Raw genomic sequence first — 14,735 nt, 5'->3', positions numbered from 1 at the left:
GGCTCAGGCCCCGGCCTCCGTGGGTGCCGGGGGAACGACCCGTACGTGGTGCAGCCGGGTTCCCGTCCGCACGGAGAGGCCGTCGGACACGACCCGGGCGAGCCTCCGGCCGGTCTCCGCCGGATCGTGACCGCCCGCGGCCAGCAAGGCGTGCAGGGCGGAGGCGTGGACGGCGGGGTCCACGGCGGAGGCGCTCTCCGTGTCGGAGCCGGGCACCGCCGCCAGATGCAGCGGTGCCTCGCCGCGCACCTGGACCACACAGGCGGACGGGCCGGTCACATAGGCCGCCACGGAGCAGCCCCGATGCCGGCGGAGCACCTCGGCGGCCCAGACCGACGGGGAGCCGAAGCGCGGATCGTCGGGGGCACCGTCACGGAAGACGACGTCGGCCAGGTCCAGCTGTTCCACGTCACGGGTGTCCTCGTGCACGGCGATGTGCAGTTCGCCGCCGGGATCCGATCCACCGGTCGCGGGGCGTCGGCCCGCCCAGCGGGTGATCGCGACCTCCCCCGGCCCGAGCACCCGGGACAGGACATGCAAGGGGACGGTGGCGGTCGCCGCCTCGTATCCGGGCAGCGGGAGAGGCTTCAGCGACGCGGGCCCAGCCGGCTCCGCCGCTCCCATCATCGAGTAGAAGAGCCTCCGGAGCCGGACCGCCGACTCGCCCGGCACGGAGGTGGTGAACGCGGCGGGACCCGGCAACGGCCGGTGACGGACGATGAGTTCCTCGATCTGTGCCGCCAGGGGCGCTTCGGGGTCGAGTCGTGGCGCCTCCCGCATGAACGAGGAGATCGGCGCGTCGGGGTCGAGGGCATCGAGCGGTGCGGCGCCCAGGAGCACCGGGGTGCCGAGGGCGGCCGCGTAGTAGGTGACGGATCCGTGGTCCCCGATGACGGCGTCGGCGGCCAGCAGGGCCTGCCGCCATCCGCTCAGCGGATCGATCAGTGCCATTCCGGCGCGCCGCGCACGATCGAGCCAGGAACGGATCTGGCCAGGGCCGTGCCCGTGCCAGATGTTGGGGTGCAGTACGGCCGCGAACCGGTATGTGTCCACGGGGAATTCGTCGGCGACCCGGTCCAGCAGGGCGGCGACGACATCACCGCCGTCCGGGGCCCTACCGCCGTCACCGAAGAGCGACTCGGGGTTCCAGGTCGAGTTGAGCAGCACCAGCCGCTGGCCCGGCCGTACCCCCAGCGCACGGCGGAAGCGGGCGCGATACGGCCGTGCGGCGAGTATCCGGTCGTAGCAGGGGTCCCCGGCGAGAACGGCGGTCGGCGCGGCCTCGGGGCAGGCGGCACGCAGCCGCTCGACCTGCTCGGGGTGGGAGAGCACGAGCGCGTCCGCGAGGGGAGTGCCCCGGGGTGTCAGCAGCCACTCGGGCGCGAGCCCGAACACGGGCGCGGGCACCGCCCCGCCCTCGATCCGGTGTCCGGTGTCCGGTGTCCGGTGTCCGGTGTCCGGTGTTGCCAGCCTCTTAGTGTATCCGACGCCATGCGAGAGGATGATCAACGTCCCGGAGAATGCGTCCAGTTGACCGCCGAAGCTGGCGGACACCACGAGATCCACCGCCGTCTCGGCGGCCTGTTCCCACGGCAGCACCGGAATCCCCGTGTCGGCCAGCAATTCGGCAGTTCCGGCCGCGAACGCCGAGGACCCCGTACAGGTCACCAGCAGCTGAACGCGCAGATCGTCGTCGAACAGCGGCAGCACATCGAGCAGCCGCGTCGCGGAGGTCACGTTGTGCACGACGATCAGCACCCGCAGGCACTTCCCCCGCGTCGCCCACCGCGCCGCGTCGTCCCCCACCGGCACCCGCACCCGGTCGGCCCGCCCGTACCCCATCCGCACGCCCCTCATCCGCCCCGGCCCTTCCGCGGGCTCCGTGCCGCCCACGCGACCGGCCATGACAGTCAACCAGCCCGACGGCCGCCGGGGCCATCACGGGGGCGTCGTCCGGGCGATCCGGCAGACCCCGACTCGGCCGAGGAGGGCACGCTTGGTGCGGCATGCGGCCACAACTCCAGCGACCCCCAGGTAGGTTGAGGCCATGGCTTGATCGCTTTCGTGTCCGGAGGTCCCCATGAGTGAGCATCAGCCGCCCGTCACCCCGTCCGGCGGGCCGGTGTCGAACCGCATCGACACCACCAGGCCGCATCCCGCGCGGGTGTACGACTGGTTCCTCGGCGGGAAGGACAACTACCCCGTCGACGAGGAGCTCGGCCGGCAGATCGCCGGGCTCTCGCCGGACACGAAGCGCATCGCGCGCCACAACCGGTGGTTCATGCACCGCGCGATGCGCTGGCTCGCGGGCGAGGCGGGGATACGGCAGTTCCTCGACATCGGCTCCGGGATCCCCACCGAGCCCAATCTCCACCAGATCGTCCAGGGCACGGCTCCCGACGCCCGGGTCGTGTACGTGGACAACGACCCCATCGTCCTGGCCCACGCCGAGGCGCTGCTGAGCGGGACCGCCGACGGTGTGACGGCCTACCTCGACGCCGATGTGCGGGAGCCGGAGAGGATCCTCCGGCTTGCCGCCGACGTGATCGACTTCGACCGGCCCGTCGCGCTCTCCCTCATCGCGCTGCTGCACTTCGTCGGAGACGGAGACGGGGCGGGGAGGAGCGAGGGGGCGTACGCGCTGGTGGAACGGCTGGTGGAGCGGCTCCCCGCCGGGAGCTTCCTGGTGCTGTCGCAGCTCACCGGTGACTTCGACCCCGAGAGCGTGGAGAAGGGAGTGGCCTCGTACGCGGCGGGCGGTGTGACGCTCGTGCCGAGGTCGCGCCGTGGTGTCGGCCGGTTCTTCGACGGGCTGGAAGTGGTGGAACCGGGCGTGGTCCAGGTCGTCGACTGGCATCCGGAGCTCAGCCTCGGCGACCTTCCGGTGGAGACCCGGCCGGTGCCGATCTACGGTGCGGTCGCCCGCAAGCCGTAGCGTGCCGGGGGCATGGACCGGGCGCATGGGCCGGGGGCCGTCCGCGGACGGCCCCCGGCCCTGCTCCGTCGCGCGGCCGTGGGCCGCGCCCGCCGCCTACTTCCGCAGCTGGACGGTGAAGCCGCGCCCGGTGGAGACGGACGGTGTCTTGATCTCCGTGATCCCGGTCGCCGGGTCGGTGAACCAGCCGGATGCGGCCGCGGCGAGCTCGGCCGCCGAGTTCATCCGGTGCAGGCGGGTGTGATCCATGACGACCTGCGCCGGGGCGCTCCCGCCGTGCACGGTGAGGTCGTAGGAGCGGGCGGACACCTTGCCCGCGTAACTGCCCACGCTCGCACCGATCTTGACGGTGGTGTCGCCCTTCTTGCCCCGGGCGGGTGCCTGGACCCGTACGTGCTGGGTGGCCGAGGCCCCCTCCGTGAACTTCCGCGTCACGCCGTCGTCCTCGTAGAGGGTGTAGTCCGTGGTGCCCTGCGGGTGGATGTCGTAGCCGAGCCGGGTCTGGTCCCGGGACTCCCAGGACACGGTGCCCTTGGGCCACATCGGTACGATCGAACCGCCCTTGACGAAGAGCGGCAGGGTGTCCAGCGGCGCCTTGTAGCCGTCGACCGTGGTCGGGCCCTGGTAGGTCCTGCCCGTCCAGTAGTCGGTCCAGGTGCCCTTCGGCAGGTAGATGCCGTTCCGGACGTCCGTGTCGCTGTACACCGGCGCGACCAGGAAGTCGGGTCCGGCCAGGAACTCGTACTTGGCGTCCGGGCCGAGTGCCGCCGGGTCGTCGGGGTACTCCAGGGCGAGCGGCCGGACCGCGCCGACGCCGGTCTTCGTGGCCTCCTTCGACAGAGTGTACATGTACGGCAGCAGCCGTTCCTTGAGCTGAAGGTACTTGCGGTTGATGGAGGTGTACGGCTCGCCGTCCAGCCACGGCTGCTGGTCGTGCGGCTGCTTGGTGGTGATGTCGCTGGCCCAGCCGTCCATCGTCATGATGGCCGGGAGGAAGGCCTTCCACTGCAGGTCGCGGGTGTACATCTCGGGGTCGTGGCGGTAGATGCTGCCGACGTCACCCGTGTTGTACGCGATGCCGGACATCGTCGCGCCGGCGTACGTCGGGATCTGCCAGCGGATGAAGTCCCAGGACAGGCTCTGGTCGCCGCTCCACAGCACACCGCAGCGCTGCGCACCGGCCCAGGACACGGGCAGCCAGACGAAACCGCGGGCGTCGCTGTTGTTCTCGATGCCGGCCTTGGCCTGGTCGCAGGCGTCCAGGGCGAAGCCGTAGCCGCCGCCGACCCAGGCGACGTCCAGCTTGCGGACGCGTACCCCGGCCTTGGCCTCCGCGGCCTCGTCGGGCAGGCCGTTCTGTGTCCAGAGGCCGAGCTGGGCATGGTTCTTGTTGAGGCCCGTACCCGTCTGGGCGAGGTCTTCGTATCCGCAGCCGTAGCCGTCGTTGACGAGCATCCAGCCGAGCGGCATCCTGTTGTCGACATAACTGTCGGAGACCTTCAGCGCGTCGAGGGTGTGGCGCTCGCCCCGGTTGGCGTTGTGGAGGTAGCAGTCGGCGGAGCCGGGCTCAAGCCCGTACACCGGGGGCATGAACGGCTTGCCCACCAGCGAGGTGTACTTGCCGATGACCTCCTTGGTGTCACCGGTGAAGTAGTAGGCGTCCAGGCGCCGTTCCTGCTGGCCGGTCCGCACAGGTGAGGCGAAGTCGTAGATGCCGGGCGTCATGGTGTTGCGGAAGACGCCGTAGCCCGCCGTGGAGAGGTAGAACGGCTGGGAGTTGTTGTAACCGCCCTCGTTCCAGTTGGTGTTGTTGCCTACGTTCATCAGCTGGCCGCGGTGCGAGAAGCTGCCGTTCTGCTCGCCCCCGCCGAAGAACTGCTCGTCGGCGCCGCGCTTCAGGCTCTGCCGCATGCCGCCGCCGGTCCAGCGCAGCGGATCGGCCTCCTGCCAGATGGCCGTGCGGTTGTCGGCCTTGTAGAGACCGAAGCGCAGCGGCTTCTTGTAGACGCGCAGCACCACGCCCTTGGAGCGGATGCCGTAGTAGCCGCCCGCGTCGAAGGAGCTGGTGTGCGGCTGGGCGGTGGGCTGCCGCCGGACCATGTGGCTGTCCTTCGGGTCGGCGAGCACGCCGTCCGGGGATGCCTGCAGCCGCAGGGTGTCGTCGGTGAAGAACTCGGCGCGGGCGCCCAGCGCACCGGCCCGGATCTCGTACCTGCCGTGCGAGCCGCCGAACCCGGTGAGGTTCCCGGCGTCGGTGGCCTCGGGGAGGTAGGCCTTTCCCGTGAACGAGTTGTTGTGCACGTCGTAGGGGACGACGAGCACGTGATAGGTCCCGGAGGCCTTCGGGATGACCGTGGACTCGGGGTCGGCGGTGCCCGCGCTGGATGCCACCTGTTTGTCGGCCGAGTCGTAGATGTACATGTCGAAGTCGTCGGTGGGTGTCTCCCACTGGATGGAGACGGGGACGCCGCCCTCGGGGTTGTCGTCCCACTGGCCCGCGGGCGGGTGGACGGTCAGGTCGAACCGGGCGCAGACCGCGTTGTCGGGGTCCTCGGCGGCCGTGCCGCACTTCGTGGGCGAGTCGACGGTTCCCTTCGGGTAGACCGGGCTCTGCCACGTCACATTCTTCGTGGTGCCGTCCAGGGTGCCCGAGGGCGTGGCCGCGGCGTGCGCCTGCGGGGCCGGGGCGGTCAGGGCGGTGAGTGCGAGGACGATCACCGACAGCGTGCCGACCGCCGCTTGGCTGGAACGGTTCTGAAGGATCCGCAAGGAGTGTTCTCCGTTCGTAACGAACAGTGAAATAGGCGATGCCTGCGCAGACATGATTGAAACTCTGAAGATTCGAGCATCAGAATTCACCGTACGACCGGTGCATGTCAATGTTCCGGTCGGCGGTCCATGCCTGCCCATGCCCGCCCGTGTCTGCCCGCGCCCGTCCGTTTCCATGTGCCGGGGCGGCCGCGCCGTGGCGGGTGTGCGCGGCCGAGGCATGTCACATCCCACCCTTTTTGATCAATGATGCTCAGAAAACGGTCTTCCAAAGTCGGAAGAGTGGCGAGAATGGTTGTGAATAGTGCCGAAAGACTCACCGAATTTCCCTATAGTGAAGCCGCGTTGATCAACCGACCACCGCAACGAGCGAAGCCTTCGTCGCAGGAGATTCCGTACGATGACGACGCCCGCGTCAGCGGTGCCCGAGCGCCCCGTCCTGTCCCAGCCGCCCGCGACCGGAGGCTGCCCGGCCGGTGGCGGCACGTCCGCCGTGCCGCTCAGTGGACCCCGGTTCCACATCGAACCGCATGCCGTCTACCGCGCCATGCGGAGCGAACACGGGCCCGTCGTACCCGTCGAGCTGCCCGGCGGGGTACCGGCCTGGCTGGTCATCGGCTACCGCGAACTCCACCAGGTCACCAGCGACGGCGAGTTGTTCCCCCGGGACGTGGCGCTGTGGAACCAGTGGGGGAGTATCCCCGAGGACTGGCCGCTGCTGCCGATGGTCGGCCGCCCGATGCCGTCCATCTACTTCACCGCCGGGGCCGAGCACCGGCGCCACGCCGCGATGGTCGGGCAGGCCTTGGAGGAGGTCGAGCACTTCGAACTTCGCAGGAATTGCGAGGAGTTGGCGGACCGTCTCATCGACGGGTTCTGTGAGCGGGGTACGGCGGACCTGATCGCCGACTTCGCCGTGCCGCTGCCGGTGCTCGTCCTCGCCCGGCTGGTGGGATTCCCCGACGCGGAGGGGCCGAGGATCGCCGAGGTGCTCGGGGACCTGGCCGACGGCGGACCGGGCGCGCAGGAGGCCCATCTGCGGTTCGGCGAACACATGCGGCGGCTGCTGGCGGCCCGCCGGGCCGAGCCCGGGAACGACGTGGCCTCCCGCATGCTGGCGTACGCCGGTGAGTTCACCGATGAGGAGTACGTGCTCGACCTGATGGCCATCACGGCCGCCGGGCACCTCACCACGGCCGACTGGATCGGCAACTCGCTCCGGCTGATGCTCACCGACGACCAGTTCGCCGTCGCGCTCTCCGGCGGCCGGCACAGCGTCGCCGAAGCCATGAACGAGGTGCTCTGGGAGGAGTGCCCGACGCAGATCCTCGCCGGGCGCTGGGCCGCCCGCGACACCCGGCTGGCGGACCGGAACATCCGTGCCGGGGACATGCTGCTGCTGGGCCTGGGCGCCGCCAACACCGATCCGCACATCCGCCAGCACCTCTCCGCCTCGGGAGGCCCGTCGGGCCAGCGCGGCAACAGCGCGCATCTGGCGTTCAGCCACGGCGAGTACCGCTGTCCCTTCCCGGCCCAGGAGATCGCCGAAATCATCGCCCGCACCGGGATCGAGGTGCTGCTCGACCGGCTGCCCGACCTGGAACTGGCGGTCCCCGCACCCGAGTTGGTCCGAAGGCAGTCCGCCTTCCTGCGGGGGATGACCGCGTTGCCCGTCCGGTTCGCTCCCGTACGCCCGACAGGAGATCCGTCGTGAACTGCCCGCACGCCGCCGCCCGGGACGCCGCTTCGAACGGCGGGGCCGTCGTCATCGACCCGATGGTCCAGGACCTGGACGCGGAGACGGCGCGACTGCGTGACGCCGGCCCGCTCGCCAGGATCGAGCTGCTCGGCGTACCGGCCCTGACCGTCACCCGCCACGCCCTGGCCCGCCAACTGCTCGTCGACCCCCGGCTGGTGAAGGACCTCGACGCCTGGGGGCTCTGGCAGCGCGGCGAGGTCACCCACGAGTGGCCCCTGATCGGCATGATCGATGCCGGACGCTCCATGTTCACCGTGGACGGAGCCGAGCACCGGCGACTGCGTACCAAGACCTCCCAGGCGCTGACACCGCGCCGGCTGGAGGAGATACGCCCGGCGATCGAGAAGTTCACCGGGGAACTGCTCGACGCCCTCGCCGAAGAGGGGGAGAAGAGCGAGGACGGGGTGGTCGACCTCAAGTCCGTGTTCGCCCAGCCGCTGCCGATGCGGGTCGTCGGCATGCTGATGGGGGTGGACGAGGCCGAGCACCCCATGTTGATGAAGCGGTACAAGGCGTTCTTCTCCATGCTCACCCCGCAGGAGGAACGACTGGCACTCCTGGCCGAACTGGACGTCTTCTACGCCGCCCTCGTACGCGAGAAGACCGCGCGCCCGACCGACGACCTCACCAGCGCGCTGATCCTCGCCGAGGAAGGCGGTGAACCGCTCACCGAGGAAGAGGTGGTGGGCAACCTCAAGGCGATGGTGGCCGCCGGTCACGAAACCACCATCGGCCTGATCCTGAACGCCGTACGGGCCCTGCTCACCCATCCCGACCAGTTGCGCAAGGTGCTCGACGGCGAGATCCCGTGGGAGACGGTGATCGAGGAGACCCTGCGCTGGGACACCCCCACCACCCATCTGCTGATGCGGTTCGCCACCGAGGACATCCAGGTCGGTGACGACGTGATCGCGAAGGGCGAGGGAGTGGTGATCTCCTATCGCGCGATCGGCCGGGACATCGATCAGCACGGCACGGACGCCGACGCCTTCGACATCACCCGGCCGTCCCCGATCCGTCACATGACCTTCGGCCACGGCCCCCACATCTGCCCCGGGGCGGCACTCTCCCGCGTCGAGGCCCGGATCGCCCTGCCCGCGCTGTTCGGGCGCTTCCCCGGGCTGCGGGCGGCCGTCGCGGACGACGAGATCCGCAAGCTGCCGGTGATGACCCAGAACGACATGGCGGCCTTCCCCGTACTGCTGCACTGCTGAGGCGCGACGACGCCCCCGGGGTCGCCCGGAGCATCCGGGCGGACCGTCGCCGGCGCCTCGCGCGATCCGCAGCCGTCCGTCAGTGCGGCGCGCCCGCCAGCGCGCTGTCCGCCGCGGCCTGCGTCTCCTGCCACAGCGTGGTCACCGGCTCCCACACATGGACCCCCTCGGGCATGCCCACGGCGGCCGCGCGGAAGGTGAGACCCGTGTGCGAGGGGTCCGCCGCCACGGAGAGGCTGCCGACGACATGGCCCTCGGTGGCCGCCGGGTCCGCGGTGCGCACGGCGGCGTACGCCCGCTCCCCGGCGGAGAGCGTGTAGGGCCCGCTCCCGGCGGGCGGCACGGCCTCGGCCGAGCCGTCGAGCCCCCGGAAGGTGACCGTGGGGATCCGGTCCACCACGCAGGCCCGGTCGCCGTGGTTGGTGACGCTGACACGGGCGACGTTCCGCTGTCCGCCGGGGGCGGCCCGCACGTCGAGAGCCTTCTCCTGGCAGGTCCCGAGGCAGCTCGTGGCCCCGGCGGGCGCGGAGAAGGGCGTCGCCGCGGCGGCGGTGCCGGTCAGGGCCAGGGCGGCCGCGACGGAGAGCGCGGAAGCGAGAGCGGAGCGGAGGCGCATGGTGTTTCTCCCCTTGGATCGACAGCCTGCGGTAACGGCCCGCCGGCCGGTGCGGCCGACATGGACATTGTGAACCGGATGACCTGACCTCCGCGACAGATCGGACATATCGGTTCGGTATATCCGTGGCGGCGCCTACCCGTGCCGGCGCCCACGGCCCCGCCCCGCGTTCCGTCACCGCGCCCGGATCGTCGCCAGCACGTCCCGGTCCGGTTGCAGCGTCAGCGACGGCACCGGACCGACGACGCCCGGATCCACGTCCAGCTCGAAGCGGCGGGCCAGCACGGCCAGGATCAGCACCGCCTCGACCATCGCGAACCGGGTGCCCAGACAGACCCGGGGCCCGCCGCCGAACGGGAACCAGGCGTACTCCGCGATGTCGTCGCCCGTCTCCGGGTCCCAGCGCTCGGGGCGGAACTCCTCCGGCTCGGGAAACCACCGTGCGTCGCGCTGCGTCACCCACTGGCTCGTCCACACCCGGGTACCCTCCGGCATCGGCACCCCGCCGATCCGCGCCCCCTCCTTCGCGACCCCGGTGACCAGCCAGATCGTCGGGTAGAGGCGCAGGGTCTCCTTGACCACCGACTGGGTGTACGTCAGCCGCGCGTAGTCGTCGAACTCCGGCTCCCGGTCACCGAGGACCCGGTCCAGCTCCTCGGCGAGGGCGGTACGCACCCGGGGGTTGCGGGAGAGCAGATACCAGGCCCACACCAGCGTGGAGCTGGTCGTCTCGTGCCCGCCGATGTACAGCGTGACCGTCTCGTCGCGGATCTCCCGGTCGGTGAGGTGCGCACCGGTCTCGTCGACCGCGGTCAGCAGCCGGCTCAGCAGATCGGGCCGCTCGTCCCCGCCGTCGCGGTGCCGGGCGACGACCCGGCCCACTTCCGCGTCGATGACCGCCGCTGCCTTCCTGATCCTGGCCCGACCGGGAGTCGGCACCCAGTCCGGCAGTAACGCGCCGATACCGGCGAACTCCTTGCCGATCTCCTGCTGTGCCACATCCATCGCCCGGCCCATCGCCTCGGCGTCGGCCGCCGTGTCGACGCCGAAGATGGTGCGCACGGCGATCCGCTGGGTCAGTGCCGCCATCTCCCGTTTGACGTCGACGCGTTCACCGTCCGACCAGGTGTCCGCCAGCTCCACCGTGCTGCTCGCCATCGTCGCCGCGTAGGACCGCACCTGCTTGGGGCGTACGGAAGGCTGCACCAGCGACCGCTTCCGGCGCCAGTCCGTGCCCCGGGCGACCACCACGCCGTTGCCCATCACGGTGCGGAAGGCGATGCCGAGTGCCGGCTGGTCGAAGGAGCGTTCCGTCTCGGTGAGCAGCTCGCCTATGCAGTCCGGATCGGCTATGTACACGCAGGAGTTGGGGCCGAATCGCCAGCCCACCATGTCCCCGTGGGAGCGCAGCCGCTCGAAGAAGGCGAGGGGGTTCTTGCCGAACTGCGGCAGGTTCCCGAGGAACGGCAGCCCCTTCGGGCCCGGCGCGATCCGGTGGCTGCGCGGCTCGGCGTCGATGACCGGGCCGGTCTCCGTGGACATGAAAGTCTCCGCTCCCTCGTGGCGCACCGGATGCGGTGCGCGGCGACCTGACATCAGCGGTACCGCAGCCGTGGAGAACACCATCGGCCTTATTCGGTACGTGAGTTGTCGAGCGTAGTCGCGCGCGGTGCCGCCCCGGGGGCGGTTCGGGCGGGCGGGGCGGAGGCGACGCCGTCCGCCACCGTAGGGCGGGCCCGGGATCCGGGCCCGCCCTACGGTGCGGTCGCGTCAGACGCCCGGCGGGACCCGAGACGGGCGGCCGCTGCCGCGGGTGAGGGAGTAGCCGAAGACCCCCGCGAGCGCCCCCAGGATTCCGCCGCCGACCGTCCACAGCCAGCGGTCGGTCCACCAGCCCGAGGCCCAGCCGTCCTCGGGCTCACTGCCGAGCGAGACCTTGGGAGTCGCGCTGTCGCCGTCGTCCGACGAACCGTCCGAGGCCTGCGCGACGGAGGACACACCGGGGACCAGCGGCTGGGCGAGCGTGCCGTCCACATCGCCGGCACCGCCCTTGTCGGCCGCCGTGACCTCGACCTCGGTCTGCACCGGAAGACCGAGGTCGGCCGAGGGCAGATCCACGACCGTCAGGCGTACGTAGTAGCTGCCCGGCAGCGGGTCGTTGGCCCACGGCTCGGCCCAGGCGCGGACGGTCCGCAGGACACAGGTCAGCTCGACGGCCGACGCGTCGGCCCCGGCCTTGCCGGTCTGGCGCCCGTACATGCAGGCCTGGCGGCGCCGCAGCCCGTCGTACACGTCGACCTGCCAGGTCGATGTGCCGTGCCGGGTGGCGTTCTCGGGCAGGGTGATCTTCGCCTTGACGGTGGCCCGCTGGCCCGCGTCGGCGGGGAAGACCCAGTACAGGTAGTCACCCGTGGAGGCCCCGGCGGTGGCGCGCTGGTTCTGCTGGAGGGCCGTCGCCGTACGGAAGGTGGTGCCGGCCTCGGTGGGGCCGGACGCGTCGTCGGAGGAGCTCGGGCTCGGGCTCGCGGAGGGGTCGTCGGCCGCCGCGGCGCCCGCCGATGTCAGCAGGGCGAGCCCGGTGAGCAGCGCACCGGCGAGTACACGTGTCGTACGCATCATCAGTTGGTCCTCCAGACGGCGACGCGCCAGCGCGAGATCCAGCCGAAGAGCAGGCCGGCGATCAGGCCGGTGAGGATCAGCACGCCCAGCAGCCACCAGCCGCGGCCGAGTCCGAACGCGGCGACATCGGCGGCGTCGTCCGGGGCGTCCACCAGGTCCACGGTCAGCTCGACCGGCATGCCGGGCGAGGTCTTCACCGAAGCGGGGGCCGAGAAGGAGTTGCCGACCTGGAGGCACACGGTCTCGGCGGCCGGCTTGTCATCGCTGTCCGTGCCGTCCTGCTCGGGCTTCGGATAGCGCAGGCCGGAGGAGATCGCGTCCGTGCGGCCGGTGCCCGACTCCGAGCCCCGTACGATCTCCCTGCCGTGCACGGTGAGCGCCCGCAGCAGTACGCCGTAGTCGTTGTTCATGGCGCGGTCGGCGAAGACGCTGACGGAGGCGCGCAGTTCCTGGCCGGGCAGCACATCCACCCGGTACCAGCGGTGCTGGCCGAACTTCTCGCGGTCGGTGTAGAGGCCGGGCTTGAGCTGCGGTGCGTCGGAGCAGGCGTCCGCGCCCTCGGTCGCCACGGGGGTGACGACGGGCTCGGCGGCCCGGTCGACCAACTGCTTGACGCGGCCGGAGAGTTCATCGGTGTGCTGGACCGCGGTGTAGGTGCCGCCGGTGGCCTCGGCGATGCAGGTCAGCTGTTCGCGGATCTTCGCGTTGGGCACCAGGCCCAGGGTGTCGATGACGAGGTGGATGCCGCGGGCCGCGATGTCACGGGCGACCTCGCACGGGTCGAGCGGTCCGCAGGTGTCCTCGCCGTCACTGATCAGTACGATCCGCCGGGTGGAGTCGCCGCCCTTCAGGTCGTCGGCGGCGCCCAGCAGGGCCGGGCCGATCGGGGTCCAGCCGGTGGGGGCCAGGGTGGCGACCGCGGTCTTGGCCTCGGTGCGGTCCAGCGGGCCGACCGGGTAGAGCTGCTTGGTGTCCTTGCAGCCGACCTTGCGGTCGTTGCCCGGATAGTCGGCGCCGAGCGTGCGGATGCCGAGTTCCACCTGCTCGGGCACCGCGTCCAGGACCTCGTTGAACGCCTGCTTGGCGGCTGTCATCCGGGACTGGCCGTCGATGTCGCGGGTCCGCATGGAGCCGCTGACGTCGAGCACCAGCTCGACCTTGGGGGAGGGTTGGGCGGGGGCTTCGTCGGCGGCCGCGGGGAGCGCCGAACCGAGCCCGGCGGTCAGGGTGGCGAGCAGGATGCCCACCCCGACCGTCAGCCTTTTACTTATGATCATCGCCGGATAGTAGTGAAGATCGGTTCGCTACCCCAAACCGGTCCGGAACCGGCCGTGGAACCGTCAGAAACCGCCGAGCAACGGGCCCGAGGCGCGTTCCAGAACCGACCCGATCCGGTCCCATGTGGTCAAGTCCCTTGGTACGGGCGGCAGTTGGGCGTCCTCGCCGGTGCCCCATCCTGCGGCGATCGCGACGGGGTCGGCGCCGGTGGCCGCGGCCGCGGCCAGTGCGGCGGCGCCCAGCGCCACCGGTTCGCCGCCGCCGGGAACGATCACGGGCCGGCCGGAGAGCCGCCGTACCGTCTCCACCCAGGTCCGCCCCCGCGCCCCGCCGCCGATCAGGCGCAACGGCCGGTCGGCCACCCCGGGATCGGCCGGGTCGAGGCCGCAGGCCCGCAGCAGTTCGTCGAGGGCGCGCAGCACGGTGACGACGGCGCCCTCGTAGGCGGCGCCGAGGAGCTGACGGGGCGTGGTGTCGTGCCGGAGCCCGGTGAGCAAACCGGCGGCGGTGGGCAGATCGGGGGTGCGCTCGCCGTCGAGATAGGGGAGGAGCACCGCCTCGCCGCCGGGGGACGCGTCGTCGCGGTCCAGGCCGAGCAGCGCCGCGACCTTGTCCACGGCGAGCGTGCAGTTGAGGGTGCAGGCCAGCGGGAGATACGTACCGTCCGTCGCGGCGAAGCCGGAGAGTGCCGCTGACGCGGGCCGGGTCCGGGAGGCGGCGAAGACCGTGCCCGAGGTGCCGAGACTGAGGACGGGGTGGTCGAGGAGCCCGGCGCCGCCCAGGCCGAGGCCGACGGCGGCGCTCATGTTGTCCCCGGTGCCCGCGGCCACGGCGGTCGTGGCCGGCAGCCCGAGCGCGTCGGCCGCCCCGGCGGTCAGAGGGCCGACGCGTGTCGCACCGGTCCCGGCCACCTCGGGCAGCAACGCGGCTTCCAGGTCGAGGAGTTCGAGGAGTACGGGGTCGTAGGCGCCGGTCGCGGTGGAGTACCAGCCGGTGCCCGAGGCGTCGCCGGGGTCGGTGACGGCGATGCCCGTGAGCCGTTCGGTCAGGAAGTCGTGGGGCAGACGCACGGCCGCCGCCGCGGCGGCGATGTCCGGCTCGTTCTCCCGCAGCCACCGCCACTTCGACGCGGTGACGGCGGCCACCGGCACCGACCCGGTCCGCGCGGTCCAGGCGTCCGGACCGCCGAACTCCTCGATGAGCGCGGCGGCCTGCGGGGCGGAGCGGGTGTCGTTCCACAGCATCGCGGGGCGCAGCGGGCGGCCCGACCGGTCGAGGACGACCAGCCCGTGCTGCTGTCCGGCGACCGCGATGCCGGTCACGGCCGAGGCGGCCACCCCGGACTCCTTCAGCCCGGCGGCGACGGCGGCCCGCAGCGCCCGCCACCACAGCTCCGGGTCGCTCTCCCGGGCCCCGGCCTCGCCGCTGACGACATGCGGTGCGCGGCCGACGCCGAGCAGCCGGCCGTTCGCGGCGTCGACGAAGGCCGCCTTGGTGGACTGGGTGGAACTGTCCACGCCGATGACGACGGTACGCGGCGGCATG

10 protein-coding genes are annotated in these 14,735 nt (G+C 71.6%); 3 read left to right on the top strand and 7 right to left on the bottom strand.

Annotated elements, in window-relative coordinates:
* Positions 1–3: 3 nt before the first annotated feature.
* On the bottom strand, positions 4–1,905 hold the full coding sequence (locus GA0115234_RS39200; protein ID WP_343335972.1) for a hypothetical protein: 1,902 nt from the start codon (positions 1,903–1,905) through the stop codon (positions 4–6).
* Between the two features lie 175 nt (positions 1,906–2,080).
* Between GA0115234_RS39200 and GA0115234_RS39195 the strand changes: the two genes are divergently transcribed.
* Positions 2,081–2,935: an SAM-dependent methyltransferase gene (locus tag GA0115234_RS39195; RefSeq protein WP_093551341.1), complete on the top strand. Its 855-nt coding sequence runs from the start codon at positions 2,081–2,083 to the stop codon at positions 2,933–2,935.
* Between the two features lie 96 nt (positions 2,936–3,031).
* On the opposite strand, the gene GA0115234_RS39190 is transcribed toward GA0115234_RS39195, so the two are convergent.
* Positions 3,032–5,704, bottom strand: coding sequence for a glycoside hydrolase family 31 protein (locus tag GA0115234_RS39190; RefSeq protein ID WP_237542108.1), 2,673 nt, complete (start codon positions 5,702–5,704; stop codon positions 3,032–3,034).
* 400 nt (positions 5,705–6,104) lie between these two features.
* Between GA0115234_RS39190 and GA0115234_RS39185 the strand changes: the two genes are divergently transcribed.
* Together GA0115234_RS39185 and GA0115234_RS39180 are read left to right on the top strand one after the other, a co-directional pair.
* A complete protein-coding gene (locus tag GA0115234_RS39185; protein ID WP_093551339.1) occupies positions 6,105–7,418 on the top strand; it encodes a cytochrome P450 in 1,314 nt (437 codons plus the stop codon).
* Positions 7,415–8,677, top strand: a complete 1,263-nt coding sequence (locus tag GA0115234_RS39180; RefSeq protein WP_093551337.1) for a cytochrome P450 family protein — start codon at positions 7,415–7,417, stop codon at positions 8,675–8,677. The genes GA0115234_RS39185 and GA0115234_RS39180 overlap by 4 nt, the downstream gene beginning before the upstream one ends.
* Positions 8,678–8,756: 79 nt before the next feature.
* On the opposite strand, the gene GA0115234_RS39175 is transcribed toward GA0115234_RS39180, so the two are convergent.
* The 5 genes from GA0115234_RS39175 to xylB all read right to left on the bottom strand — a co-directional run bounded on the left by GA0115234_RS39175 (position 8,757) and on the right by xylB (position 14,734).
* Complete coding sequence (locus tag GA0115234_RS39175; RefSeq protein WP_093551335.1) at positions 8,757–9,293, bottom strand: DUF4232 domain-containing protein; 537 nt, start codon at positions 9,291–9,293, stop codon at positions 8,757–8,759.
* Between the two features lie 174 nt (positions 9,294–9,467).
* Positions 9,468–10,835, bottom strand: coding sequence for a cytochrome P450 (locus GA0115234_RS39170; RefSeq protein WP_093551333.1), 1,368 nt, complete (start codon positions 10,833–10,835; stop codon positions 9,468–9,470).
* A 228-nt stretch (positions 10,836–11,063) separates the two neighbouring features.
* Entirely contained in the window at positions 11,064–11,909 is an 846-nt protein-coding gene (locus tag GA0115234_RS39165; protein ID WP_093551563.1) for a hypothetical protein, read from the bottom strand.
* 2 nt (positions 11,910–11,911) lie between these two features.
* Positions 11,912–13,189 (bottom strand): VWA domain-containing protein, encoded by a 1,278-nt coding sequence (locus GA0115234_RS39160; RefSeq protein ID WP_161275746.1) that lies wholly within the window; start codon positions 13,187–13,189, stop codon positions 11,912–11,914.
* Between the two features lie 63 nt (positions 13,190–13,252).
* The gene (gene xylB / locus GA0115234_RS39155; RefSeq protein ID WP_093551329.1) at positions 13,253–14,734 is read right to left on the bottom strand and encodes a xylulokinase; all 1,482 of its coding nucleotides are present in this window, start codon (positions 14,732–14,734) and stop codon (positions 13,253–13,255) included.
* Position 14,735: the final 1 nt, after the last annotated feature.

This window comes from Streptomyces sp. DvalAA-43 (assembly GCF_900091725.1).
In the GTDB taxonomy this organism is placed as follows: domain Bacteria; phylum Actinomycetota; class Actinomycetes; order Streptomycetales; family Streptomycetaceae; genus Streptomyces; species Streptomyces pulveraceus.
This window is presented reverse-complemented; position numbering and strand designations above follow the sequence as displayed.